The 26088-nt window shown below is 43.6% G+C and carries 23 protein-coding genes; 19 read left to right on the forward strand and 4 right to left on the reverse strand.

Features of this window, described 5'->3' with window-relative positions; all coding sequences use genetic code 11:
- Window positions 1-31: 31 nt before the first annotated feature.
- Window positions 32-322 (reverse strand): co-chaperone GroES, encoded by a 291-nt coding sequence (locus C9J41_RS17720; protein ID WP_005372610.1) that lies wholly within the window; start codon window positions 320-322, stop codon window positions 32-34.
- A gap of 209 nt (window positions 323-531) precedes the next feature.
- On the opposite strand from C9J41_RS17720, the gene C9J41_RS17725 reads away from it, so the two are divergent.
- Entirely contained in the window at window positions 532-1905 is a 1374-nt protein-coding gene (locus tag C9J41_RS17725; protein WP_107247319.1) for an MATE family efflux transporter, read from the forward strand.
- A gap of 74 nt (window positions 1906-1979) precedes the next feature.
- Here the strand turns inward: C9J41_RS17725 and C9J41_RS17730 are convergent, their stop codons facing one another.
- Window positions 1980-2495 carry an FxsA family protein gene (locus C9J41_RS17730; RefSeq protein ID WP_107207977.1) on the reverse strand — a complete coding sequence of 172 codons (516 nt, stop codon included), beginning with the start codon at window positions 2493-2495 and terminating at the stop codon, window positions 1980-1982.
- Window positions 2496-2940: 445 nt separating this feature from the next.
- Between C9J41_RS17730 and aspA the strand changes: the two genes are divergently transcribed.
- The 7 genes from aspA to C9J41_RS17765 all read left to right on the forward strand — a co-directional run bounded on the left by aspA (window position 2941) and on the right by C9J41_RS17765 (window position 10308).
- Window positions 2941-4404 carry an aspartate ammonia-lyase gene (gene aspA, locus C9J41_RS17735; protein ID WP_107207976.1) on the forward strand — a complete coding sequence of 488 codons (1464 nt, stop codon included), beginning with the start codon at window positions 2941-2943 and terminating at the stop codon, window positions 4402-4404.
- A gap of 132 nt (window positions 4405-4536) precedes the next feature.
- Entirely contained in the window at window positions 4537-5844 is a 1308-nt protein-coding gene (locus C9J41_RS17740) for an anaerobic C4-dicarboxylate transporter (protein ID WP_107260832.1), read from the forward strand.
- 136 nt (window positions 5845-5980) lie between these two features.
- Complete coding sequence (locus C9J41_RS17745) at window positions 5981-6562, forward strand: thioredoxin fold domain-containing protein (protein ID WP_107207974.1); 582 nt, start codon at window positions 5981-5983, stop codon at window positions 6560-6562.
- A gap of 159 nt (window positions 6563-6721) precedes the next feature.
- Window positions 6722-7351 carry a response regulator transcription factor gene (locus tag C9J41_RS17750; RefSeq protein ID WP_005372631.1) on the forward strand — a complete coding sequence of 210 codons (630 nt, stop codon included), beginning with the start codon at window positions 6722-6724 and terminating at the stop codon, window positions 7349-7351.
- A 145-nt stretch (window positions 7352-7496) separates the two neighbouring features.
- Complete coding sequence (locus tag C9J41_RS17755; RefSeq protein WP_107207973.1) at window positions 7497-8129, forward strand: MarC family protein; 633 nt, start codon at window positions 7497-7499, stop codon at window positions 8127-8129.
- Window positions 8130-8326: 197 nt separating this feature from the next.
- Entirely contained in the window at window positions 8327-8593 is a 267-nt protein-coding gene (locus C9J41_RS17760) for a DUF4212 domain-containing protein (protein ID WP_005372635.1), read from the forward strand.
- 11 nt (window positions 8594-8604) lie between these two features.
- A complete protein-coding gene (locus C9J41_RS17765) occupies window positions 8605-10308 on the forward strand; it encodes a sodium:solute symporter family protein (RefSeq protein ID WP_107294864.1) in 1704 nt (567 codons plus the stop codon).
- Window positions 10309-10393: 85 nt separating this feature from the next.
- On the opposite strand, the gene C9J41_RS17770 is transcribed toward C9J41_RS17765, so the two are convergent.
- Both C9J41_RS17770 and C9J41_RS17775 read right to left on the reverse strand, forming a co-directional pair.
- On the reverse strand, window positions 10394-13846 hold the full coding sequence (locus C9J41_RS17770; RefSeq protein WP_107294865.1) for a PAS domain-containing hybrid sensor histidine kinase/response regulator: 3453 nt from the start codon (window positions 13844-13846) through the stop codon (window positions 10394-10396).
- 170 nt (window positions 13847-14016) lie between these two features.
- Window positions 14017-15192 carry a 3-phenylpropionate MFS transporter gene (locus C9J41_RS17775; RefSeq protein WP_107294866.1) on the reverse strand — a complete coding sequence of 392 codons (1176 nt, stop codon included), beginning with the start codon at window positions 15190-15192 and terminating at the stop codon, window positions 14017-14019.
- A gap of 385 nt (window positions 15193-15577) precedes the next feature.
- Between C9J41_RS17775 and acs the strand changes: the two genes are divergently transcribed.
- The 11 genes from acs to C9J41_RS17830 all read left to right on the forward strand — a co-directional run bounded on the left by acs (window position 15578) and on the right by C9J41_RS17830 (window position 25821).
- On the forward strand, window positions 15578-17527 hold the full coding sequence (acs, locus tag C9J41_RS17780; RefSeq protein WP_107207969.1) for an acetate--CoA ligase: 1950 nt from the start codon (window positions 15578-15580) through the stop codon (window positions 17525-17527).
- A gap of 497 nt (window positions 17528-18024) precedes the next feature.
- Entirely contained in the window at window positions 18025-18477 is a 453-nt protein-coding gene (gene aroQ, locus C9J41_RS17785; RefSeq protein WP_105061395.1) for a type II 3-dehydroquinate dehydratase, read from the forward strand.
- Between the two features lie 27 nt (window positions 18478-18504).
- Complete coding sequence (gene accB / locus C9J41_RS17790; protein ID WP_107294867.1) at window positions 18505-18981, forward strand: acetyl-CoA carboxylase biotin carboxyl carrier protein; 477 nt, start codon at window positions 18505-18507, stop codon at window positions 18979-18981.
- A gap of 14 nt (window positions 18982-18995) precedes the next feature.
- Window positions 18996-20339 (forward strand): acetyl-CoA carboxylase biotin carboxylase subunit, encoded by a 1344-nt coding sequence (gene accC / locus C9J41_RS17795; protein WP_105061397.1) that lies wholly within the window; start codon window positions 18996-18998, stop codon window positions 20337-20339.
- Window positions 20340-20536: 197 nt separating this feature from the next.
- Window positions 20537-20818, forward strand: a complete 282-nt coding sequence (locus C9J41_RS17800) for a YhdT family protein (RefSeq protein WP_045084725.1) — start codon at window positions 20537-20539, stop codon at window positions 20816-20818.
- Window positions 20811-22268: a sodium/pantothenate symporter gene (gene panF / locus C9J41_RS17805; protein WP_107207967.1), complete on the forward strand. Its 1458-nt coding sequence runs from the start codon at window positions 20811-20813 to the stop codon at window positions 22266-22268. The genes C9J41_RS17800 and panF overlap by 8 nt, the downstream gene beginning before the upstream one ends.
- Before the next feature lie 163 nt (window positions 22269-22431).
- Window positions 22432-23316, forward strand: coding sequence for a 50S ribosomal protein L11 methyltransferase (prmA, locus tag C9J41_RS17810; RefSeq protein WP_107207966.1), 885 nt, complete (start codon window positions 22432-22434; stop codon window positions 23314-23316).
- Between the two features lie 176 nt (window positions 23317-23492).
- Window positions 23493-24458: a tRNA dihydrouridine synthase DusB gene (gene dusB / locus C9J41_RS17815; protein ID WP_199187146.1), complete on the forward strand. Its 966-nt coding sequence runs from the start codon at window positions 23493-23495 to the stop codon at window positions 24456-24458.
- Between the two features lie 23 nt (window positions 24459-24481).
- On the forward strand, window positions 24482-24778 hold the full coding sequence (fis, locus tag C9J41_RS17820) for a DNA-binding transcriptional regulator Fis (RefSeq protein ID WP_005372656.1): 297 nt from the start codon (window positions 24482-24484) through the stop codon (window positions 24776-24778).
- Window positions 24779-24905: 127 nt separating this feature from the next.
- On the forward strand, window positions 24906-25505 hold the full coding sequence (locus tag C9J41_RS17825; protein ID WP_107294868.1) for a hypothetical protein: 600 nt from the start codon (window positions 24906-24908) through the stop codon (window positions 25503-25505).
- A gap of 91 nt (window positions 25506-25596) precedes the next feature.
- Entirely contained in the window at window positions 25597-25821 is a 225-nt protein-coding gene (locus C9J41_RS17830; protein WP_107294869.1) for an AlpA family transcriptional regulator, read from the forward strand.
- The last annotated feature ends 267 nt before the right edge of the window (window positions 25822-26088 follow it).

The raw sequence follows: 26088 nt of genomic DNA on the forward strand, positions 1-26088 counted from the left end.
CTTTCTTAATTTTTAATTCGATGTGATCGGATTATTCAACGATTGCCATGATGTCATTTTCAGACATGATTAGAACTTCTTTGCCATCGATCTTTTCAGTCTTAGTGCCGTAGCCTTCAGCAAAGATAACAGTGTCGCCAACTTTAACGTCAAGTGGCTGAACAGAACCGTTTTCTAAAATACGACCTTTGCCTACTGCAAGTACTTTGCCGCGTGTTGATTTTTCAGCCGCAGAACCTGTTAATACAATGCCGCCAGCAGACTTAGATTCAACTTCTTGGCGCTCAACGATAACACGGTCGTGTAAAGGACGAATATTCATCGGTCGTCTCTCCTGATAATTGGTAATTTCCATACATGAATGTACACACAAACTGATGTTTGGCGACTTTTCTATTATCTAATCATGTTGGGTCTAATATGAGAGAACCCAAGGTGTAGACCAATTTTTTTTCATTATTTATTTGAGAACTTTTGCCCGATCACATTCTTTGCATTAGGGTATGCAAGCATCCTTACAATGAGACCGCCATGGAAACCAACAACAAGCCTGATAAATACGGCTTATTATCCGATCCGATCCCAGATGCATTACGCCGTTTAGCTGTACCAATGGTATTCGGTATGATTGCTATTTTAATGTTTAATCTGGTTGATACATTTTTTATCTCACTACTTGGCACCAATGCATTAGCCGCGGTCAGTTTTACATTTCCCGTTACCTTTGGTCTGAACTGTATCACCATGGGCATGAGTGTTGGGATCTCCACCAGCATTGGACGTTTACTCGGAAGTGGTGATACCAAAAGTGCAGCAAGGCTCACCACACATGGTTTATTGCTTGCCGTTATTTTAATGGTGTTAGGTTCAACCGTTGGTTGGCTAACGATAGATCCACTCTTTTCCTTAATGGGCGCCAGTGCGGATTTACTGCCAATCATCCACGAATATATGACTGTGTGGTACATCGCAATCCCCTTATTGGTGATCCCTATGACGGGTAACAGTGCAATACGCGCAACAGGCGATGCCAAAAGCCCAGCTAAAATTATGATCATAGCTGGTTTAATTAACGGTATCCTCGATCCTTTATTGATCTTTGGTTACGGCCCGTTTCCAGAATTAGGAGTGAAAGGCGCTGCTATCTCAAGCGGGATCAGTTGGGCTGTAGCATTAACCGCATCATTGTATTTGCTCCATCGCCGTGAAAAATTACTCACAATGCCAGTCCTCCTAAAATTAAAATCTGATTGGCAGCAGATTTTACATATTGGCGCGCCTGCTGGATTATCAAACGCACTCAATCCATTATCGAGCGCTCTATTAATGTCATTGCTTGCCGCGCAAGGTACCGCATCAGTTGCCGCATTCGGTGCCGCGATGCGTATTGAATCAATTTTAGTGATAGGGATGATGGCATTGGGCTCAGCATTAATGCCGTTTATGGCGCAAAACCTTGGCGCCAATAAACCGGAACGGGCTTTTAAGGCGCTTTTTACTGCCATGCATTTTGCGATTTTATTCCAACTGTTGATTTTTATCGCCATGGTGCCACTCAGTGTGCCATTAGCTTCACTGTTTTCTCGTGATGCCACAGTACAACATCAACTGTGGCATTATTTATTAGTCGTACCAGCTAGTTATGGTTTACAAGCAGTATGTATGCTACTCATTAGCGCGCTCAATGCATTACATAAAACCGTCAACGCACTGATTTGGAACCTGTTACGTTTATTTGGTTTTCTGCTACCAAGCGCTTGGGTAGGCAGCTTGTACTATGGTACGAAAGGGCTCTTTATCGGCATCTCCATTGCCAATGTTATTGGTGGTATTTGTGCTTATTTGTATGCGCGGCGATTACGAAAAACGACCTTATCTTCGCTCGTTATCCCCTCTAAAATATGAATAGTGTAAATATAAAAAAGGCAGCTAACGCTGCCTTTTTTATTAATAACTTTTTATATACTACGTTTAAAGACCTACTTTAAACGTGGGTTTTGATGGTTGTTATTTTGATCATCTTTACGTTCAAATTCACCATCGAAAACATCACCATTGTCATTTTTATGACTAAACGGCCCAGTTGATTGCCCATCAAACCCTGAGCTAAAACCGCCACCAAACTGATTAAAGTTGCTCTGCACTTTTACGCGCTGCATTAATTGCTGTGCAATTTTGGCACGAATAGGCGGCAGTAAAATACACATGCCTAATGCATCTGTCATAAATCCAGGCGTAAGCAATAACACTCCAGCAACGGCTAACAGTACACCTTCAACAATTTCTTGTGCTGGCATTTGCCCTTGCTGCATCTTTGTTTGTACAGACATTAATGTCGCTAATCCTTGGCTACGTACCAAAGAAGCCCCAACCACGGCAGTAATAAACACTAGCATCATGGTCGGCCAAAAACCTAAAAAGCCACCGACCTGAATAAATAGACCAATTTCAATCATTGGAACGGCGATAAAAAGCAGCATTAATATTGCAAACACACCTAACCTCTTTTTTATAACGTATCGGTATTCAAAACGCTGAATGACTCAATATAGTATTACATGTTTAAACGCTAAATACCGTGTCGCCTAAGATAAAAAATCGTTAACAAATAATTCAACAGTTCTTTTTGCACTAAACCTTAAATACACATTTCCCCTCAAACAACTTGTTCATATTTTGTTATTTCTTTTCATTTTTAGATAAATAAGCCACCCCTCCTGTTAACAACTTTTGTGAGTAGGATCGCGTTTCTGTGCAAATATTTTCAGGCTCACGTAAAAAGTGATCTGGATTATGTTTTTAGCCAATCAGGGGAGTATCATCAGCATCAATTAAGATGTCAGGTACGATCATCTTGCTTCAACTTAGCAAAACGGACCCTTTGCTTAGACAGTTGGCTTAATCATTGATTTTATTAAAAGATTCCCAAAGGGCTATATTATGTCTCAGATGATTGATCTTGAAAAAAATAACGAAGCAGCACTGAATGTTGCAACTCGAATCGAAGAAGATCTTCTTGGTGAGCGTCACGTTCCAGCAGACGCGTATTGGGGTATTCACACTCTACGTGCAATCGAAAACTTTAATATCTCTAATACCACCATCTCAGACGTACCTGAGTTTGTTCGCGGCATGGTTTTCACCAAAAAAGCTGCAGCGATGGCGAACAAAGAACTGGGTGCGATCCCTTCAGAAGTCGGTAACTACATCGAGCAAGCTTGTGATCTTATTTTAGAAACAGGCCGTTGTATGGATCAATTCCCTTCTGATGTATACCAAGGCGGCGCTGGCACATCTGTCAACATGAACACCAATGAAGTGATTGCAAACCTTGCTCTTGAGCTTATGGGCAAAAAGAAAGGTGAATATGACATCATTAACCCGAACGATCACGTAAACAAGTCACAATCGACTAACTGTGCTTACCCTACTGGTTTCCGTGTTGCGGTATATAACAGCATCATTAACATGCTAGAAGCATTAGAGTACCTAAAGACAGCCTTCGATGTGAAAGCAACGGAATTTGCTAGCATCTTAAAAATGGGCCGTACTCAGCTACAAGACGCTGTACCAATGACGGTAGGCCAAGAATTCCATGCTTATAGTGTGTTGTTAAAAGAAGAAATCAAAAACCTGCATTACACCGCGCAGCTACTGCTTGAAGTCAACCTAGGTGCGACGGCTATCGGTACTGGTTTGAATGCAGCGACAGGTTACCAACACCTAGCGGTTCAACGTCTAGCTGAAATTACAGGCCTACCTGTTACCCCAGCAGAAGACTTGATCGAAGCAACATCTGACTGTGGCGCTTATGTTATGGTTCACGGCGCGCTAAAACGTACTGCGGTGAAACTCTCTAAGATCTGTAACGATCTACGTCTACTGTCTTCTGGTCCTCGTGCTGGTTTGAACGAAATCAACCTTCCTGAAATGCAAGCAGGCTCATCTATCATGCCAGCAAAAGTAAACCCTGTTATCCCAGAAGTGGTTAACCAAGTTTGCTTTAAAGTAATTGGTAACGATACAACCATTACTTTTGCAGCAGAAGCAGGTCAGCTTCAACTTAACGTCATGGAGCCTGTGATTGGCCAAGCGTTGTTTGAATCAATCAGCTTACTTAAAAATGCGTGTGTTAATTTACGTGAGAAATGTATCGAAGGCATCACAGTCAATCAAGATGTCTGTGAGAGCTACGTGTTTAACTCTATCGGTATCGTGACTTACTTAAACCCATTCATTGGTCACCATGAAGGCGATATCGTAGGTAAAATCTGTGCTGAAACCGGTAAGAGCGTCCGTGAAGTGGTGCTAGAGCGCGGCTTGCTGACGGAAGAGCAATTAGATGATATCTTCTCCATCGAAAACTTAATGCACCCTCAATACAAGGCACAGCGCTATAACTAAGCGTAGCGGTACCTGAGTAATACAGCGGATTTTCACTAGAGGATCCGCTTTTTTTTGCGAAATTTTTTGTTTTTACCTCAAACTTTTTATTTTTAACTTCTATTTTTTAAACTTTTAAACAGGAAAAATTCTATGATTGGAATAGAGCTCTTTGTTGTCCTTGCCTTTATCTTTTTAGGGGCAAGGATTGGTGGGATCGGGATTGGTTTCGCCGGTGGTGCAGGCGTTATTGTTTTATCGCTAGTGTTAGGTGTGCCTACCAGCCAATCATTTATCCCTGTCGATGTTATCTTAATCATTATGTCAGTGATCACTGCCATTGCCGCCATGCAAGTCGCGGGCGGTATGGACTGGCTGGTACAACTTGCAGAAGATTTTCTGCGTAAAAATCCAAAGCGCATTACTTTCTATGCGCCAATCGTGACCTACTTAATGACGGTAATGGCAGGTACTGGACATACCGCATTTTCAACCTTACCGGTTATTGCAGAAGTGGCTAAAGGCCAAGGTATTCGCCCATCTCGCCCTCTTTCTATTGCCGTTATTGCCTCACAAATTGCAATTACTGCATCCCCAATATCTGCGGCCGTTGTTGCTTTCTCCGGTATTTTAGAACCTATCGGCGTAAGCTACGTAACACTACTGGCAATCTGTATCCCTACAACATTCATTGCTTGTATGGTTGGCGCTTTTGTTGCCAATTTTATGGGGTGTGAGCTAAAAGATGATCCTATTTATCAAGAACGCCTAGCAAAAGGTCTAGTAACGGCTGATAATACAAGCCGTCGCGAAATTAAACCTCAAGCAAAACGGGCAACTTACATCTTTTTAGTCGCGATTATCTTTGTCGTTTGCTACGCCGCTGCTATTTCGCACTCTATTGGCTTAATTGACAACCCAACTCTAGGTCGTAACGAAGCAATCATGTCGGTAATGCTAACAGCAGCTGCAGCTACCGTTTGGTTATGTAAGATTGACGCATCAAAAATTGCTTCTGCGCCGACGTTCCGTTCAGGTATGACTGCCTGTATCTGTGTATTAGGTGTGGCATGGTTAGGTTCAACATTTGTTAACGCCCACGTTGATGGTATCAAGGAAGTTGCTGGTTCTCTATTAGGTGAATACCCATGGATGCTATCACTGGTATTATTCTTTGCATCAATGCTACTTTACTCTCAGGGCGCAACAACTGTTGCACTGATGCCAGCAGCATTGGCGATTGGCGTCGCACCGCTAACTATGATTGCTTCATTTGCAGCAGTGAGTGCATTGTTCGTTCTGCCTACTTACCCAACCCTATTGGCTGCCGTTGAAATGGATGACACAGGTTCCACCCGTATTGGTAACCTTGTCTTTAACCACCCATTCTTTGTCCCTGGTGTCGTTACGATAGCGACTTCCGTAGCACTTGGTTTTGCTGTTGGCGGCTTCTTGCTGTAATACCAAATACACATTCCAATTTTAAAAAAGATTGCTCTCGAGCAATCTTTTTTTGTCTTAACTTTGACATCCATTTACACAAATTGATGAAATTCTTGCTAAGCTAATAACATCCCCAAAGATAAGAGTTATCACTATGATGTTATTAACTAATTACCCGATTATCATGGCGATAACGATTATATGTATCCTGTTATCTTGCGGAACACTCTGGTTTATCTGCCGCCACCCTATCCCATATAAAGGGTTATATAGCATTGGACTTGGGATCATTATTGGTCTGTGCTCTATTTTCCTCTTTACCACGATTAAACATTTAGAACGCCAAGCTCAGCTCATTTCGACCACTACTTTTATCTCTATTCAATCTATTGATGATTTAGATCTAGCGTTAGCAGACGCAGCAAGCCAACATAAACCGGTATTGCTGGACGTAACCGCTGATTGGTGTGCGCCTTGTATTACCTACAAAAAAGAAGTCTTCCCTTCACCATCCGTGGCGATGCAATTACAGAAATACACCTTACTCGAAGCGAATGTGACCGCTAATACCCCACAAGATCTAGCGTTGATGCAACAGCTAAATGTCATAGGTTTCCCAACATTATTGTTCTGGGATAATAACGGTAACCAAGCAACGAAAGCCCGAGTAACAGGGTTTATGGATGCCAGTAAATTTAGTGAACACCTGCACCAACAAGCACTGCATCTCCAGTAACTATTTGCAGAAAAACAGTCACATTTAACAAAATAGAAGTGTTGAGTTACAACTAAAGTGAATGATTAAGGATCAACTTCAGATCTTTATGGTATGAAAATTGCGCAGTGATCAGTGAAGTGTTAGCGTTAGTTTATTAATAATAAAAAAAGTACTGCCATGGAAGCTCAGCACACTATCGTTATTGCCGATGATCATCCTCTGTTTCGTAATGCCCTGTTTCAATCGGTCCATATGGCGATTAGCGGTGCGAACCTGCTCGAGGCAGACTCCCTTGATTCTTTATTTGCGTTGTTAGAAAAAGAGCCTGATGTCGATTTGCTGTTACTCGATCTCAAAATGCCTGGTGCAAATGGCATGTCTGGATTAATCCAACTTCGTCAACAATACCCAGAACTACCGACTGTTGTGATCTCTGCCAGTGAAGAAGAAAAAGTCATTCGTCAGGTTCATAGTCATGGTGCATTTGGCTTTATTCCAAAATCTAGTGATATGCGTGCGTTGATCTCTGCACTGAATCAAGTCCTCGATGGTGAACCTTTTTTTCCTGAAGACATCGCAGATAACAATAACGCTTATCGAGATCTAGCAGATAAAATTGCCACACTAACGCCACAGCAATATAAAGTATTAGGCATGTTGTCAGATGGCTTGCTCAACAAACAGATTGCTTACGAGCTAACCGTTTCTGAAGCAACGATAAAAGCACACATGACCGCGATATTTCGCAAGCTTGAAGTCAAAAATAGAACCCAAGCCGTTATATTGTTGCAACAGCTGGATCTATAACGCCCCTTTCACTATCGGTCTGATAATATTTTGTTACGTTATCATGCCTTAAATAAAATGTGACTAACCATCACAATTGAATATTTTGATACACTCGTAAGCGGCTACTCACACTATTTCATTGCCTTAGCTTATGGAGGGTCGTTTGCTTACTGCCTTAGTGACTCAATTTGTTCTTATTTGGGCTGTGATTGATCCTATCGGTTCAGTCCCGGTTTACCTTTCTCAAACCCAACAATTAACTGCACAACAACAGCGTATTGTTGCTTTAAAAGCCGTTGCTATTGCAACAGGTGTATTATTATTTTTTGTTATTGTCGGTCAGGTACTATTAGAAGCGATGCAAATTCCATTGCCCGCTTTTCAAGCCGCTGGCGGGCTCGTTCTACTACTTTTTGCCTTAACCATGATTTTTGGTGAGGGTAAAGTCGATCAAGAATGTAAAATGAGCAAAGAAGAAGTCGCTCATTCAGAGTTGGGCAGCTTAGCTGTCTACCCACTTGCTATTCCCTCCATTGCATCTCCTGGCGCTATGATGGCTATCGTGATGCTGACAGATAACAATCGCTACGCCATCAGTGAACAAATCATTACGACACTGGTGATGATATCGGTATTACTGATTACCTTATTACTCTTACTTGGCGCCAATAAAATCCAACAATACATTGGTAATGTAGGCGCGGCGATCATCAGCCGTGTCATGGGATTAATATTGGCCGCTGTTGCCGTCAATAATCTTTTAATGGGTATAAAAGATTTCTACCTATTAACTTAGACTTTTGGCTAATCATAATTGCCGTCTTCATTATAAAAAGCGATTTACCGCTCACAAAAACGCCCTCATCAGGGCGTTTTTGCTTTTTTACCCTCGACTAAAGTTGCACAGATAGAATCTACTTTCATTGCTATTGTTTCTTTCGTAACAATTTATTAACAACAAATATCGTATTTGAAATTGTGAAGGAGATAACAATGGCGTTCGCATCCAAGGAGCAAGCACAAGCCTATTGGAAAGAAAATCTCAGTATCATGGGATCGCTACTCGCAATCTGGTTTGGTGTTTCGTATGGCGCAGGGATCTTATTTGTTGATGCCCTCAATACCATTCAAATTGGTGGTTTTAAGTTAGGTTTTTGGTTCTCGCAGCAAGGGGCGATTTATACCTTTGTCATTCTGATCTTTGTTTATGTTAATCGCATGAATGCACTCGATCGTAAATTCAACGTTCAGGAAGATTAAGGAAGCGTCACATGGATATTCAAACTTGGACCTTTATTCTCGTCGGCATTACATTCGCCATTTATATCGGTATTGCGATTTGGGCTCGTGCAGGATCAACCAGTGAGTTCTATGTTGCTGGCGGTGGTGTCCACCCTGTCGCTAACGGCATGGCAACAGCTGCAGACTGGATGTCAGCCGCCTCATTTATTTCAATGGCAGGGATCATCTCATTCATTGGTTACGATGGTGGCGTCTACTTAATGGGTTGGACTGGCGGCTACGTATTATTAGCGCTATGTCTGGCACCTTACTTACGTAAATTCGGTAAATTTACGGTACCTGATTTTATCGGCGATCGTTATTACTCTAAAACTGCCCGCATGGTGGCTGTGTTCTGTGCCATTTTTGTTTCATTCACTTATGTAGCAGGCCAAATGCGTGGAGTCGGGGTAGTATTCGCTCGTTTCTTAGAAGTGGATATCAACATGGGGATCATTATCGGTATGGGGATCGTCTTCTTCTACGCAGTAATGGGTGGTATGAAAGGGATCACCTATACCCAAGTCGCGCAATATTGTGTGTTAATTTTTGCCTTCATGGTTCCCGCTATTTTTACTTCTTTAATGATGACAGGATCCCCTATTCCACAATTTGGTTTAGGCTCAACAGTCAATGGCTCTGAAACGTATCTACTTGAAAAGCTAGATGGTTTAACAACTGAACTTGGCTTCACCGCTTACACCGATGGTTCAAAAAGTATGGTCGATGTGTTCTTCATCTGTGCTGCTCTTATGGTGGGTACTGCAGGTCTACCTCATGTAATTATCCGTTTCTTCACTGTACCAAAAGTAAAAGATGCACGCGTATCAGCTGGCTGGGCATTAGTCTTTATTGCCATTTTATACACTACCGCACCAGCTGTTGCCGCATTTGCCCGTATCAATATGATTGATACGATCAATGGCCCAGACATGAAAGGGGTTCCTGCCGAGCAAGCACCTGGTTGGGTGAAAAACTGGGAAAAAACGGGCCTTGTCGCGTGGGAAGATAAAAATAATGACGGCAAGATGTTCTACTCTGGCGATGATCGTAATGAAATGAAGATCAACCGTGACATCATTGTATTAGCCAGCCCTGAACTAGCTAAGTTACCTAACTGGGTTGTCGCACTGCTTGCCGCCGGTGGTTTAGCTGCCGCACTATCAACCGCTGCAGGGTTACTACTGGTGATATCCACCTCTATTTCACATGATTTACTGAAAAAAGGCTTGAAACCGAACATGACCGACAAACAAGAGTTACTCGCCGCCCGTATTGGTGCCGCCGTAGCGATTGTGGGTGCGGGCTACTTAGGAATCAATCCACCTGGCTTTGTTGCTCAAGTAGTTGCTTTCTCATTCGGCTTAGCCGCCGCGTCTTTCTTCCCTGCCATTATTCTTGGGATCTTCTATAAGAAGATGAATAAATCAGGGGCGATAGCAGGCATGATTTCGGGTATTACTTTCACTGCAGCTTACATTATTTACTTCAAATTTATTAACCCTGCAGCAAGTACACCTGACAACTGGTTCTTTGGTATTAGCCCAGAAGGGATCGGTACGCTTGGTATGTGTCTAAACTTTGTTGTCGCGATTGTGGTGAATAAGTTTACTGCCGAAGTACCTGATGATGTCCAAGAGATGGTGGAATCTATCCGCTTCCCTCAAGGCTCTGGCGCTGCCCAAGATCACTAAGCAATACCTCACTTCTCCTTAGCTATACTTCCCTAGCTTTTGCGGAGTCCATTGGACTCCGCCTTTTTCTTTGTACTAATTCACATTATGCTTCTACAGGCAAACATTGATTCAGTACCGCGCGAAGCTTTAATGGCTTAACTGGTTTACTGATAAATCCAAAACCATGGCCTCGGATCGCGGCCTGATTTTCGGTCATTCTATCTGCGCTAATCACCACCCCTTTAAAACTATCACCTAACCTTGAACGGCATTGCAGCAATACTTCTAATCCTGTTTGTTGATGGGATAAATGGTAATCACTAAAGATCACATCGGGTTGCCACTGTTGTTCGAGAGCACACATAGCTTCATCAAGATTTTCAGCTAATTTAACCTCACAACCCCAGCGAGTGAGTAAGGTTTCCATTCCTAATAAAATGTCATTTTCATTATCGACACACAGCACTTTCAGCCCAGCTAATGGCGCTTTGATCTCAGTTGTGGATACCTGCGTACAAGCAGCTAGCATAGACGCATTACCTAATGGTACTGATAACGAAAAGACTGTGCCTTTTCCCTGCCATGAGCGTAAATCTAATGGGTGATCCAATACCCGTGAGATCCCACGCGCAATCGCCAGCCCTAATCCCAAGCCATGCTCGCTCCCTGTTTGTTCTATACGGGTAAATTCATCAAAGATATTGGTCTGCTTTTCTATCGGGATCCCCGGTCCATTGTCCCAAACCTCAATCTGCAAACGCAGGCCTCGACGCCTCACACCTAACAACACTTTACCGCAAGGGTTATAACGAAAAGCATTGGTTAAGAAATTTTGCAAAGCACGGCGTAAGAGCTTGGCATCTGAGATGATCACCGCATCACTGCATACCACATCAAAGGTGATCTGTTGTTGTTGCGCTAAAGCACCAAATTCAGCCGATAATGTATTAAGCACATCACTGACTCTAAACGGTACAATATGTGTTTGTAATTTACCGGCTTCTAAACGAGAAACATCCAACAGATCTCCAATCAGATCTTCTGCTGCTCCTAATGCACTTTCGATATGAGTGGCTAAACGCGCACTTTCTTTGCCCTCAGCAACTTCAGTTAACGAAGAAGAAAAGAGGCGCGCAGCATTGAGCGGTTGCATCAAATCATGACTCACCGCCGCTAAAAAGCGACTTTTGGATTGCGCTTGTTGCTCCGCTTGCTGAGTGGCTATCATTAATTGATGATTCAATTGCTCAAGCTGTTGGGTCCGCTCTTTAACTCGCGCTTCAAGGTTTTCATTGGCTTCTTTTAATGCCATTTCAACCTGACGAAACGCGGTAATATCACTAAAACTCATCACAAAACCACCACCAGGCATTGGATTACCTTGCACTTCTATCACTTGTCCATCAGGCCGAATTCGCGATGACGTATGTGCCGTTCCCCGCTGTAAATGCTCAACTCGTTTAGCTACATGTGCTTCAGGATCGCCGGGGCCACATAATCCTTGCTCAGCGTTATACCGAATCACATCAGTAATAGGGCGACCAACTTGGATCAAACCGGGAGGAAAAGAAAACAGCTCTAAATACCGTTGGTTCCATGCCACCAGCCGAAGCTGTTTATCAACCACAGCGATACCTTGGCTAATATGCTCAATCGCTCCTTGTAATAACCCTCGGCTAAAGTCAAACAACTCAGAAGCCTCATCAACAATCGTTGCGACTTCTTCTAATTGCATGTTTCTTCCTTGCAAGGCAGAAGTAAGCACTAACCTTGCTGAAGAGGCACCAAAAACGCCAGCCAATACTCTTTCGGTATGGCGGATCATACTGGCAGAAGCTTGTTGCTGAGGCTCTAAACGATTATCTTGCTGCTCGGCAAACTGAGCAAATGCATGTCGAACACGTTTACGGCCAACAAAACGAGAAGCCAACATTTCTAATTCTGCGACCGTCACACGGGTTTGATATAAGCTTCCATCTTCTGTTTCTGCAGGAGAGGCACCAACAAAAGAAGCCGCTTGTAAACGTTCAGTGAGTGACGAGCGCGTTATTAATGAAATCCCGACAAACAAACTGACATTGACGCATAAGCTCAACAACATGCCCCAATCAACAGAAGTCAAGCTTCGTAAAATAGGCAGTTGTGGTGGACTTAATAACCACAGTAAAACATTACTGCCCGCATCCCCTGCCAACATGCTGGTTTGGCTCATCATGGTAATAAGCCAAATCGTCATCCCACCAACTAAACCGGTATACACCCCTTTTTTATTACCAAAGCGCCAGTAAATACCGCCAAGCAACGCTGGAGCAAATTGTGCAATCGCAGCAAATGACAATAAACCTATCGCCGACAGTGAATGAACGTTATCTAGCACATGATAAAAGCCCCATGCTGCAAGTAATAACACCGCAATTAACACCCGACGGACATTTAATAATAAGCCAGAAAAAGCTGAAAAATTACGCGGCCCAATGCGTACTCGACGTAACATTAAGGGCATCACTAAATCATTCGATACCATAATTGCCAAAGCGATGGTTGAAACAATCACCATTCCTGTCGCCGCTGAAGCACCACCGATAAAAGCAAGTAGCGCAATACCGTTCGCACCTTGCTGTAACGGTAAATTAATTACGTAAGTATCTGCTGAAACATTCGGTAGTAATTGCTGGCCAATCAAAGCAAGGGGGATAACAAAAATCCCCATTAAGAACAGGTAACAAGGAAAGATCCAACGCGCTTTATGTAAATCAGCTTGGCTATGGTTTTCCACCACAATGGTATGAAATTGACGTGGCAAACAAATAATTGCCGCCATGGTAAGTAGCATATGAATAAATAAACTACCAATATTAGGTGACGTGTAAGTAAGTGATTGCCAACTTAGCGCATTAAGCTGAGGAGCGGTTTGAAATAAACTCAGCGCGAAAATGCCAACCGCGAGAAACGCTGCAAGCTTGATCAATGACTCAAACGCTATCGCCATCATCATACCGCGGTGGTGCTCGGTGGAATCAATATGCCGAGTACCAAACAAAATAGAAAATAATGCTAATACACCGGACACTATCCACGCAGTATCTAACCCTTCTTGATTAAACATCTCGCCTAAATTCGGCGTGATCTGTTCAAGCCCCAGCGTAATGCCACGCAACTGCAACGCGATATAAGGCAAAATACCTATCACCGCGATCACGGTGACGAGCATGGCTAAACCTTGCGATTTTCCGTAACGGGCTGCAATGAAATCCGCTATTGAAGTAATGTGTTCTCGCTTAGCAATAAAGATCAGCCGAGCTAAGACTTTCCAGCCTAAAGTAAATACGATAATTGGCGCGAGATAAATGGGGAGGAAAGACCACAGCTCACGGCTAGCTTGTCCCACCGTGCCAAAAAAACTCCACGAGGTACAATACACCGCAATGGATAAACTATATATCCACGGTCGCCACCCTGCTAACCATTGGCTTTTTTTATCGCCATACCATGCAATCGCGAACAGTACGCCGAGATATACCAGTGATACGGTTATAACAATCCATCCCTGTACCATCACACATCATCCTTTTAAAACTGATTCACCACTGTAACTAAGTTGTCACAGCTTACTCAATCCTGTCTGATCACAGTTCTCTCAGTAAGATAGTGAGCCTTCTCTTTTCTTTATCGCAATAAAAAAGCGCAGCCATCAAGACTGCGCTTTAAAGTAGAAGTTAGTAATCACTATGCTTTACTGGTTATATATTCCGTCGTCGCGATCTGTTGGGGCGGTGTTAAACGAATAAAAAACACCGGAAAAGCCATCGCAGCCATGATCCAAAACACATTCGCGCCCCAATTGCCATACATCCATCCACTCATCGACGTTAATATTGCCATTACCGCCCCAAGAGGAATCGCATTATATAGCGATTGCAGCGCAACAGAATGGTTACTCGGCTGTTGTTGAATATAGCGAATCGCCGCTAAGTGAGCTGCAGCAAAAGTTACGCCATGTAAAGCTTGAACGGGGAACATCAGCCACTGCTCTGTCAAAGTGGCGGTTAATCCCCATCGCACCAAGACACCGAATGCTGCTAAGCGAAACATATTATTTACTGACCAGCCAGAAAATAAGCGCTTACTAACCAGAAATACCATCACTTCTGCAGCAACACTGAAGCTCCATAGGTAACCAATCATTGATTCACTAAAACCAATTTTCTGCCAATAGATAGAGCTAAAACCATAATAAGCAGCATGACTACCTTGCAATAAAGAAGCAATGACGAGCAATTTTATCACCACACTATTGCGTAAAATACCCCATAACGCAGGGCGCACTTGCTCTACACTGCCCTCATCAACCGGCATTATCGCAGGATTACGCGCAGCCATGATTTGTGAGAAAGCTAATCCAGATAATGCCACCCACGGAATAATATCGGCACCATAGTGATTTGCCAGTAGACCGACAATGGTAGAGCCAGCAATAAACGCAATTGACCCCCAAAGCCGAGTACGACCGTAATCCACTAGCCCTCCTTTAGCATAATGATTCACGATCGCATCAGAGATGGGCACGATAGGCCCTGCGGATAAATTAAATAAGATAGTGACAGCAGCTAGTACCCATAATCCCCCGCCACCGACAATATAAAGAATACAGGCAACGAGACCTAGCAGAGTAAAGCCTCTAAGTGCCGGAATAAGATGCTCTACCTTGTGAATACGTGGTGTTATCACTAAGTTCGCAATACAACGAACTGTAAAACCTAAGCCCAACAGCAACCCAATATCAGAATCATCCACTCCAATATGCTTAAACCAAATAGCCCAAAATGGCAGGTAAACACCGTAAGAGAAGAAGAAGCCCCACAAGTATTGTGAGCTCCAGCTGTAGGGCGAACGTGTAAACATAGTGATCTCGCATAATGTGGTGAATAAAAAAGCAACATATTATGACGTAGTTTTCTTCTCAAACTAATGTCAGTCCGCAATTTAACCCCACTAATAACACATAATTACCCTAATAGTGCGACGGAGATCTCCTTTTAATTTTTATTCGCCTCACGCTATCACTCAAGTTCCTATATTCATCTACAAATTGTCATGAAAAATCCATGTAACTTGCATTTACGCCCTTTGATCCAGCTCTCTCATCCTAAAGTCTAATTGTAGACACACAAAAAATGGCACAACGTATACGCAGCACAAAACAACTATAAAAAGTCAGTTTGCTCACCCTTATTACATCGGCTAAGGATGCAGGGCGCATAAAGTATAAGAACTCAAGGAGAATAGGATGAGTGAGGTTCACGTTTATCCGGTCAATGAGACCATCGCAAAAACAGCTCATATCAATGAAGAGCAATACCGTGAGATGTATCAGCAATCAGTGATTAACCCTGAAGGTTTTTGGCGTGAACATGGCCAAATCGTTGATTGGATGACACCATTTACTAAAGTTAAAAACACCTCATTTGATACCGGCCACGTCAGCATTAAATGGTTTGAAGACGGTGAGCTTAATGTCTCTGCTAACTGTATTGACCGCCACCTCGCGACCAAAGGCGATCAAGCAGCAATTATTTGGGAAGGTGATGATCCTAATGATGACGCCACCCTAACCTACAATGAATTACATCAAGAAGTCTGTCAGTTTGCTAACGCCCTGAAGAGCCAAGGTGTACGTAAAGGTGACGTAGTGTGTCTTTACATGCCAATGGTTGCCGAAGCGGCAATTGCAATGCTCGCTTGTACCCGTATTGGTGCGGTGCACACTATCGTCTTTGGCGGTTTCTCTCCGGAAGCCTTGGCTGGACGTATTATCGATTCAAATGCAAAAGTAGTTGTGACTGCTGATGAAGGCGTACGTGGTGGTCGTGCCGTTCCCCTTAAGAAAAATGTCGATGACGCGCTAGTCAACCCTGAAGTAACGACGGTTGAAAAAGTGGTTGTCTTTAAACGTACAGGCGGTGAAGTTGCTTGGAATGATGATCGCGATGTATGGTGGCATGAAGCAACAGCAGTGGCTTCGGCTCACTGTGCTCCTGAGCCAATGAACGCTGAAGATCCTCTGTTTATTCTTTATACGTCAGGCTCAACAGGTAAGCCTAAAGGTGTACTTCACACTACAGGTGGCTATCTGGTTTACGCCACGATGACGTTTAAATATGTATTTGATTACCAAGAAGGTGATGTGTACTGGTGTACTGCTGATGTGGGTTGGATCACAGGTCACAGTTACTTGGTATACGGACCTCTAGCTAATGGCGCAACCACGGTATTATTTGAAGGCGTGCCAACCTACCCATCAACCAGTCGCATGAGCGAAGTGGTGGATAAGCACCAAGTCAGCATTTTATACACAGCACCGACCGCGATTCGTGCTCTGATGGCAAAAGGCGATGAAGCAATTCAAGGTACTAACCGTTCATCATTGCGTATCATGGGCTCTGTCGGCGAACCCATTAACCCTGAAGCATGGGAATGGTATCACCGTACAATTGGCGACAAACGTTGCCCAATCGTGGATACATGGTGGCAAACAGAAACAGGCGGGATCTTAATTACCCCACTACCGGGTGCTACCGCACTAAAACCAGGCTCTGCAACCCGTCCATTCTTTGGTGTACAACCAGCACTGGTTGATAACGTCGGTAATATCCTTGAAGGCGCGACTGACGGTAACTTAGTCATGACCGATTCATGGCCAGGTCAAATGCGTACGCTTTGGGGCGATCACGAACGTTTTGAACAAACCTATTTCTCTACCTTTAAAGGCATGTACTTCACCGGTGACGGCGCACGTCGTGATGAAGACGGTTATTACTGGATCACAGGTCGTGTCGATGACGTATTAAATATTTCAGGTCACCGTATGGGGACGGCTGAAATTGAATCTGCACTCGTTGCTTTCGATAAGATTGCAGAAGCGGCGATTGTGGGTGTACCACATGAGATAAAGGGCCAAGCAATTTACGCCTATATCACCCTAAACGATGGTGAAATCCCAAGTGCAGAACTGCATAAAGAAGTGAAAAACTGGGTACGTAAGGAAATCGGTCCTATCGCTACACCAGACTTCTTACACTGGACAGATGCATTACCGAAGACCCGTTCAGGTAAGATCATGCGCCGAATTCTTCGTAAGATAGCAACTGGAGATACCTCAACCTTAGGTGATACTTCAACCCTTGCTGATCCAACCGTCGTTGATCGACTCATTGAAGAAAAACAAAAAGTGATGTAATTCAACTTTTTTATCAATATACAAAGGCCGCTCAATTGCGGTCTTTTTTATTTTCTCGCCATCCTTATCTTCATTCAATTCAGCTAACTACCAGCATTCTCAGCCTAAAATACGCCACTTTGATCGCAATGCTGAATAAATCAACAGCTTGATTGTTGATTTATTCGTCAAATATTATCGACTAAACTTTACCGTTTTTCATCTTGTGGGTATGGTTCGAATTTAGTCATAATTATTACTAAATTCTTACACTTAGTAGAGTGAACTTGTCGTAAGATAAAACCTCTAATAGTAACGACACTCCTCACTAAGGCTTACACGTGTTCGCACAAAAAAGTGGTGATTAGACCAGTATTTTGCTGCGATTTGCGGTGAATTCACTATAATTGCTCAACAATGAACGTTTAGCAGTAAAAAAACGGACACACGGAAACAAAATTGCATAAGTCTGCAAGTTGTTAGAGTTTAACCTCATAAACAAGTGAAAATACGTCAAGATGTCGACCGTTAAACGAATTTTATTAATAAATGGACCTAATCTTAACTTACTAGGTCTACGAGAGCCGGGCCATTATGGCCATCAAACATTAACTCAAGTGGTTGATGGGCTCACTGCTAAAGCTACCCAATTAGGTGTGGCATTAGAGCATATTCAATCCAACGCGGAACATGTGTTAATTGATGCAATCCATCAAGCTTATGGCAAGGTCGATTTCATCATTATCAATCCTGCTGCTTTTACTCATACGAGTGTAGCCCTTCGTGATGCCTTACTCGGCGTCGCCATTCCGTTTATTGAAGTGCATTTATCTAATGTCCACGCTCGTGAACCTTTCCGTCATCATTCTTACTTATCCGATAAAGCAGTAGGCGTGATTTGTGGCTTAGGCCCTGACGGCTATGAATTCGCCCTGAATGCAGCGGTACGTCGTCTGCATGCAGATAGCTAACTGAACAATATAAAAAGAGAAATATAAATGGATATTCGTAAAATCAAGAAGCTAATTGAGCTTGTAGAAGAATCAGGCATCGCTGAGCTAGAAATCTCTGAAGGTGAAGAATCAGTACGCATCAGCCGTAGCGTTCCAGCAACAGCAATGCCACAACAATACATGGCAGCGCCAATGGCACAACAGCCTATGCCAACTGCATCGGTAGAAGCGCCAGCAGCAGCAGCAGCACCTGTAGCTGCAACTGAAGCACCAGCACCTGTTGCATCAGGTCACTCTGTGCTTTCACCTATGGTTGGTACTTTCTACCGCTCTCCAAGCCCTGAAGCAAAATCATTTGTTGAAGTTGGTCAATCGGTGAATATCGGCGACACACTATGTATCGTTGAAGCGATGAAAATGATGAACCAAATCCAAGCTGACAAAGCCGGTAAAGTTGTCGCTATTCTTGCAGAAGACGGCGATGCGATTGAATTCGATCAGCCTCTTATCATCATCGAGTAATCGAGGCTCTGGCTATGTTAGATAAATTAGTAATTGCAAACCGAGGTGAAATTGCACTTCGTATCTTGCGCGCTTGTAAAGAGCTAGGGATTAAAACGGTTGCGGTTCACTCAACCGCTGACCGCGATCTTAAGCACGTTCTACTTGCTGACGAGTCAGTATGTATTGGTCCTGCACGCGGTATCGATAGTTACTTAAATATTCCTCGTATTATCAGTGCCGCTGAAATTACAGGGGCAGTCGCTATCCACCCAGGCTACGGTTTCCTTTCTGAAAATGCTGACTTCGCAGAACAAGTTGAGCGTTCAGGCTTTATTTTCGTAGGTCCAAAAGCTGACACTATTCGTCTAATGGGCGATAAAGTTTCTGCTATTACGGCAATGAAAAAAGCTGGCGTACCTTGTGTACCTGGCTCTGACGGCCCACTTGATGACGATGAAGCAAAGAACAAATCTTTTGCTAAACGTATCGGTTATCCTGTGATCATCAAAGCCTCTGGTGGCGGCGGTGGTCGTGGTATGCGTGTGGTTCGTTCAGAAAATGAATTGACTGAAGCGATCGCAATGACCCGTGCTGAAGCAAAATCTTGTTTCAATAACGACATGGTTTACATGGAGAAATACCTTGAAAACCCACGTCACATTGAAGTTCAAGTCTTAGCTGATGGTCAAGGTGGCGCGATTCACTTAGGTGAACGTGACTGTTCGATGCAGCGTCGTCACCAGAAAGTGGTTGAAGAAGCACCAGCACCGGGCATTACCGAAGAAATGCGTAAGTACATCGGTGAGCGTTGTACTCGTGCATGTTTAGAAATCAATTACCGTGGCGCAGGTACATTCGAATTCCTTTACGAAAACGGTGAGTTCTACTTCATTGAAATGAACACCCGTATTCAGGTTGAGCACCCAGTAACCGAAATGGTAACAGGCGTTGACTTGATCAAAGAGCAGCTACGTATTGCCGCAGGTCAACCTCTGTCATTTAGCCAAAGCGATATTCAAATTCGTGGCCATGCTATCGAGTGTCGTATTAATGCTGAAGATCCAGAGCGTTTCCTACCTTGCCCAGGTACTATCGAGCGTTTCCATGCGCCAGGTGGTATGGGTATCCGTTGGGAATCACACATCTATTCAGGTTACACAGTACCGCCTTACTACGATTCAATGATCGGTAAGTTAATTGCATACGGTGAAAATCGTGATGTCGCTATTTCTCGTATGCGTAATGCATTGAGCGAAATGATCATCGACGGCATTAAAACCAACGTTCCGCTTCAGCAAGATATTATGGCTGACGAGAACTTCCAAAAAGGTGGCGCAAACATCCACTACCTTGAGAAGAAACTCGGTCTGCAATAAGCGCACTTGCTTGACGATAAAAGGCTACCTTCGGGTAGTCTTTTTTGTTTATACCCAATCTCAATTCACCTCGATTGATCGGTTCACATGGCATAACACAGTATCTTTTGCCACAATAGCCCACCTTTTTGACCAACCCTACTAGTTACTACACTGTATTGAGTAGGAAAACACTTGATAACAACTGGAGATACAGCATGAAAACGCTCTCAGCACGCTATCGCCAAGCCCATAAAGAGGCACTCTGGGCGATAGGACTAGCGTTAGCTTATTTTCTTTGGTGGTACCTATCCGCCTACGGCTTAGCGCCCGCCATCGGTGATCTAAGCATGCCAACCCTATATTTTGGCTTTCCACTCTGGTTCTTGATGTCATGCATTGTCGGCCCGATCATTTTTACCGTCATGTGCGGTGTCATGGTCAAAGTCGTCTACCGAGATCTTCCTTTAGATATTAACCACGAAGACCCCCATGAATAGCCAACTCATTATTCCTATCGTACTGTACCTTGCCGCAGTCTTTGCGATGGCACTTTACACCCGACGCTTTCAAAGCAAAGGAAACTTTCTTACCGAGTACCTAGTCGGTGGGCGTAGCATGGGCGGCTTTGTCCTTGCGATGACCCTTGCAGCCACTTACGCCAGCGCCAGCACCTTTATTGGTGGTCCAGGGGCTGCCTATAAAATGGGCTTAGGCTGGGTATTACTTGCGATGATCCAGTTACCCGCAGCATGGCTGACCCTTGGTGTACTCGGTAAGAAATTTGCCATCGAAGCGAGACGTCATAACGCATTAACCCTTAATGACATCCTTTATGCTCGCTATAAAAACCGTGGCGTTGTCATTTTTGCTTCACTGTCATTACTGATCGCCTTCTTTGGCACCATGGTCGTACAGTTTGTCGGTGGTGCGCGTCTGCTCCAAACCGTAACAGGCCTATCGTATATGCATGGCTTAATGATCTTTGCGATCACCGTAGGCCTATACACGACAATTGGTGGCTTTCGTGCTGTTGTGATGACTGATACTTTACAGGGCTTGATGATGATCATCGGTACCATTGCGTTACTGGTTGGGATCGTGCATGCGGGCGGAAGTATCGGCGCATTAGTCACCAAGCTTCACGATATTGATCCGGCGTTAATTACCCCTTACGGTCCAAATCATTTCCTGAGTCAGCCCTTTATGTTGAGTTTTTGGATTTTGGTCTGTTTTGGTGTCATCGGTTTGCCGCATGCTGCGGTACGTTGTATGTCTTATAAAGACAGTAATTCACTGCATAAAGGCATGGTACTCAGTACCATCATGGTAGCGCTACTGATGTTTGGGATGCACTTAGCAGGCGCATTAGGCCGTGCTATCGTGCCTGATATCGCTAGCCCCGATCAGATCATGCCAACCCTTATGGTAACCGTATTACCACCTGTTGTAGCCGGTGTGTTCTTGGCAGGCCCAATGGCGGCGATTATGTCGACTATCGACTCACAACTCATTCAAGCTTCAGCAACACTGCTCAAAGATTTATATATCAACTATATCAATCCAAACATTGCCAATAATGAACACGCTGAAAAGCGCCTACCTAAATTATCACTATGGGTAACAGGGATTTTCTCAGGCTTAGTGTTTATCGCTGCGATGAATCCACCGGATATGATCATTTGGCTTAACCTATTAGCCTTTGGTAGCTTACAAGCCGTATTTTTGTGGCCTCTGGTACTCGGCTTATATTGGAAAAAAGCCTCCGCAACCGGCGCTTTTGCTTCCATGATCGTCGGCTTGAGTAGCTACATTATTTTGTCATTTAGTAAACCCGATATGAATGGCGTTCATGCGATTGTACCAACGCTGTTATTAGGTTTGATCGCTTTTGTCGTTGGTAGCTATGCCAAACCAACAAAAGTAGAAACACCGCAATTAAGCGACTAAAATCGGCTATATCACGCTAAATAATCAACTACATTAAAGATAGTGCCAGTCGGTACTATCTTTTTTTTATCCCTAGAATGGCATCTGATAATGGGGATTGGTGAAATTTCATGCTAGACTTCGCCCCCTATGTTCAAGTAGTCACAAAATAAGCGAATAAACCATGCCTTGGATTCAAATTAAACTGAACGCAACTGCAGAGAGCGCAGAAGCAATTGGCGACATGCTAATGGAAGAGACTGGTGCTCTGTCTGTCACCTTCCTAGACGCACAAGACACGCCAGTTTTCGAGCCTATGCCAGGTGAAACCCGCCTTTGGGGTGATACCGATGTAATTGGTTTGTATGATGCTGAAGCCGACATGGATTTCGTGCTGAACATGCTTAAAAACAGCCCATTAATTGCTGATGATTTTGCTTATAAAATCGAGCAGTTAGAGGATAAAGACTGGGAACGTGAGTGGATGGATAACTTCCACCCTATGCGTTTCGGTCGTCGTCTATGGATCTGCCCAAGCTGGCGTGAAGCGCCAGAGCCAGATGCGGTGAACGTACTATTAGACCCAGGTCTAGCATTTGGTACAGGCACTCACCCAACAACATCACTTTGTCTTGAGTGGTTAGACAGCCAAGACCTAACCGGTAAAACGGTTATCGATTTTGGTTGTGGTTCAGGCATTCTAGCGATTGCTGCACTAAAACTTGGCGCAGCAAAAGTTATTGGTATTGATATCGACCCACAAGCTATCTTAGCGTCACGTGATAACGCAGAACGTAACGGTGTGTCTGACAATCTAGAGCTATACCTACCACAAGACCAGCCTCAAGGTATTCAAGCTGACGTTGTAGTTGCTAACATCCTTGCAGGCCCACTGCGTGAACTATCACCAGTGATCAAGAGCCTTGTTAAAGACGGTGGCGACTTAGCGATCTCAGGTGTGCTAGAAAGCCAAGCGGCTGATGTGTCAACCTACTACAGCGATGAACTGGCTTTAGACCCAGTAATTGCACGTGAAGAGTGGTGTCGCATCTCAGGCCGTAAGGCATAATCACACGCAGTTTTGGGTACTACTGCTGATTTTTATTTATAAATTTAATCGGTCAATTGATTGAAAATCATACGATTTTGGCAAACAAAATCATCATGCTCAATTATTGGCCTTTTCAGCAGAGCAAAAAATGCGTAAAATGCGCGCCCTTACTGGCACAGTCAGGTAGAGACATTTTGCAAATCGGTCCTTATCAACTTAAAAACCAGCTGATAGTCGCGCCTATGGCGGGTGTGACCGATCGGCCATTTCGTGAGTTATGCCTTCGCTACGGTGCAGGTATGGCAGTTAGCGAGATGATGTCGTCGAACCCAGATCTCTGGAAGACGTCTAAATCGCTCAATCGTATGGTTCACGAAGGTGAATCAGGTATTCGTTCGGTTCAGATAGCAGGGGCTGATCCAAAGTTGATGGCTGAAGCTGCGCAGTTCAGTGTTGAAAACGGTGCGCAAATCATCGATATCAACATGGGATGCCCAGCAAAGAAAGTAAACAAACGATTAGCCGGTTCTGCACTACTGCAATATCCCAACCTTATCGAAGACATTCTTCGTACAGTGGTGGATGCGGTAGATGTTCCAGTTACGCTTAAAACCCGTACTGGTTGGGATCTGGAAAATAGAAACTGTGTCGACATAGCCAAACTCGCCGAGCAATGCGGCATACAAGCCCTCGCCCTTCACGGACGTACCAAGGCATGTATGTACAAAGGTGAAGCGGAATATGACTACATTAGAGCGGTGAAACAAGCCATCTCGATCCCAGTTATCGCTAACGGTGATATCGATAGCCCGGAAAAAGCACGCTTTGTACTCGATTATACGGGTGCCGATGCTCTAATGATTGGCCGACCTGCACAAGGGAAGCCGTGGATTTTTAGAGAAATCCACCATTACTTAACAACTGGTGAACACCTCGCTGCCCCATCAATTGATGAGATCAGTGAAATCATGTTGGGGCATGTTCAAGAACTCCACCAGTTCTACGGTGAATACCTAGGACTGCGCATTGCACGTAAACACGTGTCTTGGTACTTGAAAGAACATGCACCAGCCGGTGATTTCCGCCAGACCTTCAACGCACTCGAGGATGCTCAACAGCAACTTGATGCGCTGCAAGGCTACTTCGAAAACGTTGCATAAATACTAGAAGAGCTTACAGAATTATGTTCGAACAAAATCTGACTTCCGAAGCGTTAACAGTAACAACTGTAACTTCACAAGACCAAATCACACAGAAACCATTACGTGATTCAGTGAAGGCATCCCTTAAAAACTACCTTGCTCAATTAAATGGTCAGGAAGTCGACGATCTGTACGAGCTTGTGCTTGCAGAAGTTGAACAACCACTATTAGACACTATCATGCAGTACACTCGCGGTAACCAAACTCGCGCTGCAACCATGATGGGTATCAACCGTGGTACGCTACGTAAGAAGCTTAAAAAATATGGCATGAACTAATACATTTAGTTTAACTTGCTGATAAAAAAGCCATTCCTGTGTTTTCAGGCATGGCTTTTTTGTTTTATCTACCCTCATATCTACCCCTAACTGTTTGCTTACCCTATAAAACGGACTAAAAGAACAAATGAGTACATCTAAATCAACAACAGTCCATTTCGATTATTCGAGCATTTCAAATACTCCAACATATAACACACCACTATCAGGTATCTACGACACACTACCACCACAAATCGGTAAGACATCTACGTCAAAAATTACTCAGCTAGTGCATGATGTTGTAATTGAACTTGTTAAGAAAAAAGAGCACCAAGACGAACAGTTAATATCAAAAATAGAGCTAGCAGTCCTGAATCATAAGGAAGTAAAAGAATTACTTAAAAGTCCTGCTCCAATCAATGCCCTAACAAAGCGAGGGATAATTGCTATAGCAAGAGTCTGTTATGGGGGAGTTGTCAGCTATCAAAGTAGACAGCCGACGGTAAAACGGATTGTAGGAATAGCCAAAGACTTCTTTCTGACGCAAAAGCCACAAAATGTAAAACTGGGAAGCTTAATCAATTTCATAAAGCATAACCCTAAGTTTAACTTTCATGTTCCCACTATAAGCACTATACGCAGTGCTTTAACGGACGTTATACCAGAGAAGTACCTAGACAAAGGGCGAAGCTGTACAGGCGTTTATAGCCTTATAAATAGCTACTTTGCATTAAACCCAGTTTAATCTAAATCGCTAAGTGGTAATTGAGCATCATTTTTCCAATTGCGCAGAATAAACCCTACCTAATATTGGTTTATTCACACAGGAAAAATAAATGAAAGTTCAATTATCAACCAAAAATGATTTTCTCGTATCCGATCGTCTTATCCGTGAAGACGAGCGTCGTTTCATCACGTCTATATCTCGAACACAAGCCTTAGTATTAGAAAAGAAAGGTTTATTTCCTGCTCGAGTGAAGATAGGTCTTCGATCTGTTGCTTGGCGTTTATCTGAAATTATTGCTTGGGTAGAAAAACGTTCAAATGAGTCAGATAAATGATGCCTCCATGCCGCTACCTTTCGAGCAAGGTTCCAGTAACAAGACTAGTAACTTTCAATGAAGCCACCGTAATTCTAGGGTTAAGTATTTCAACTCTTAACAGGCAATTAAAATGCGGGCTATTACCTCCACCAGTTATTATCGATGACATGGTTAAAGGCTGGCGTTTTGATGACTTTGAAGGTTATTTGAAAACTCTGTAAGCAATAAACATTAGCGAAAGGACTCGCTAATTATCTTCATTTGAATACAACTCAGTACAACTTC

Origin of the sequence: Photobacterium sp. GB-50 (assembly GCF_003026755.1) — a bacterium.
GTDB lineage: Bacteria > Pseudomonadota > Gammaproteobacteria > Enterobacterales > Vibrionaceae > Photobacterium.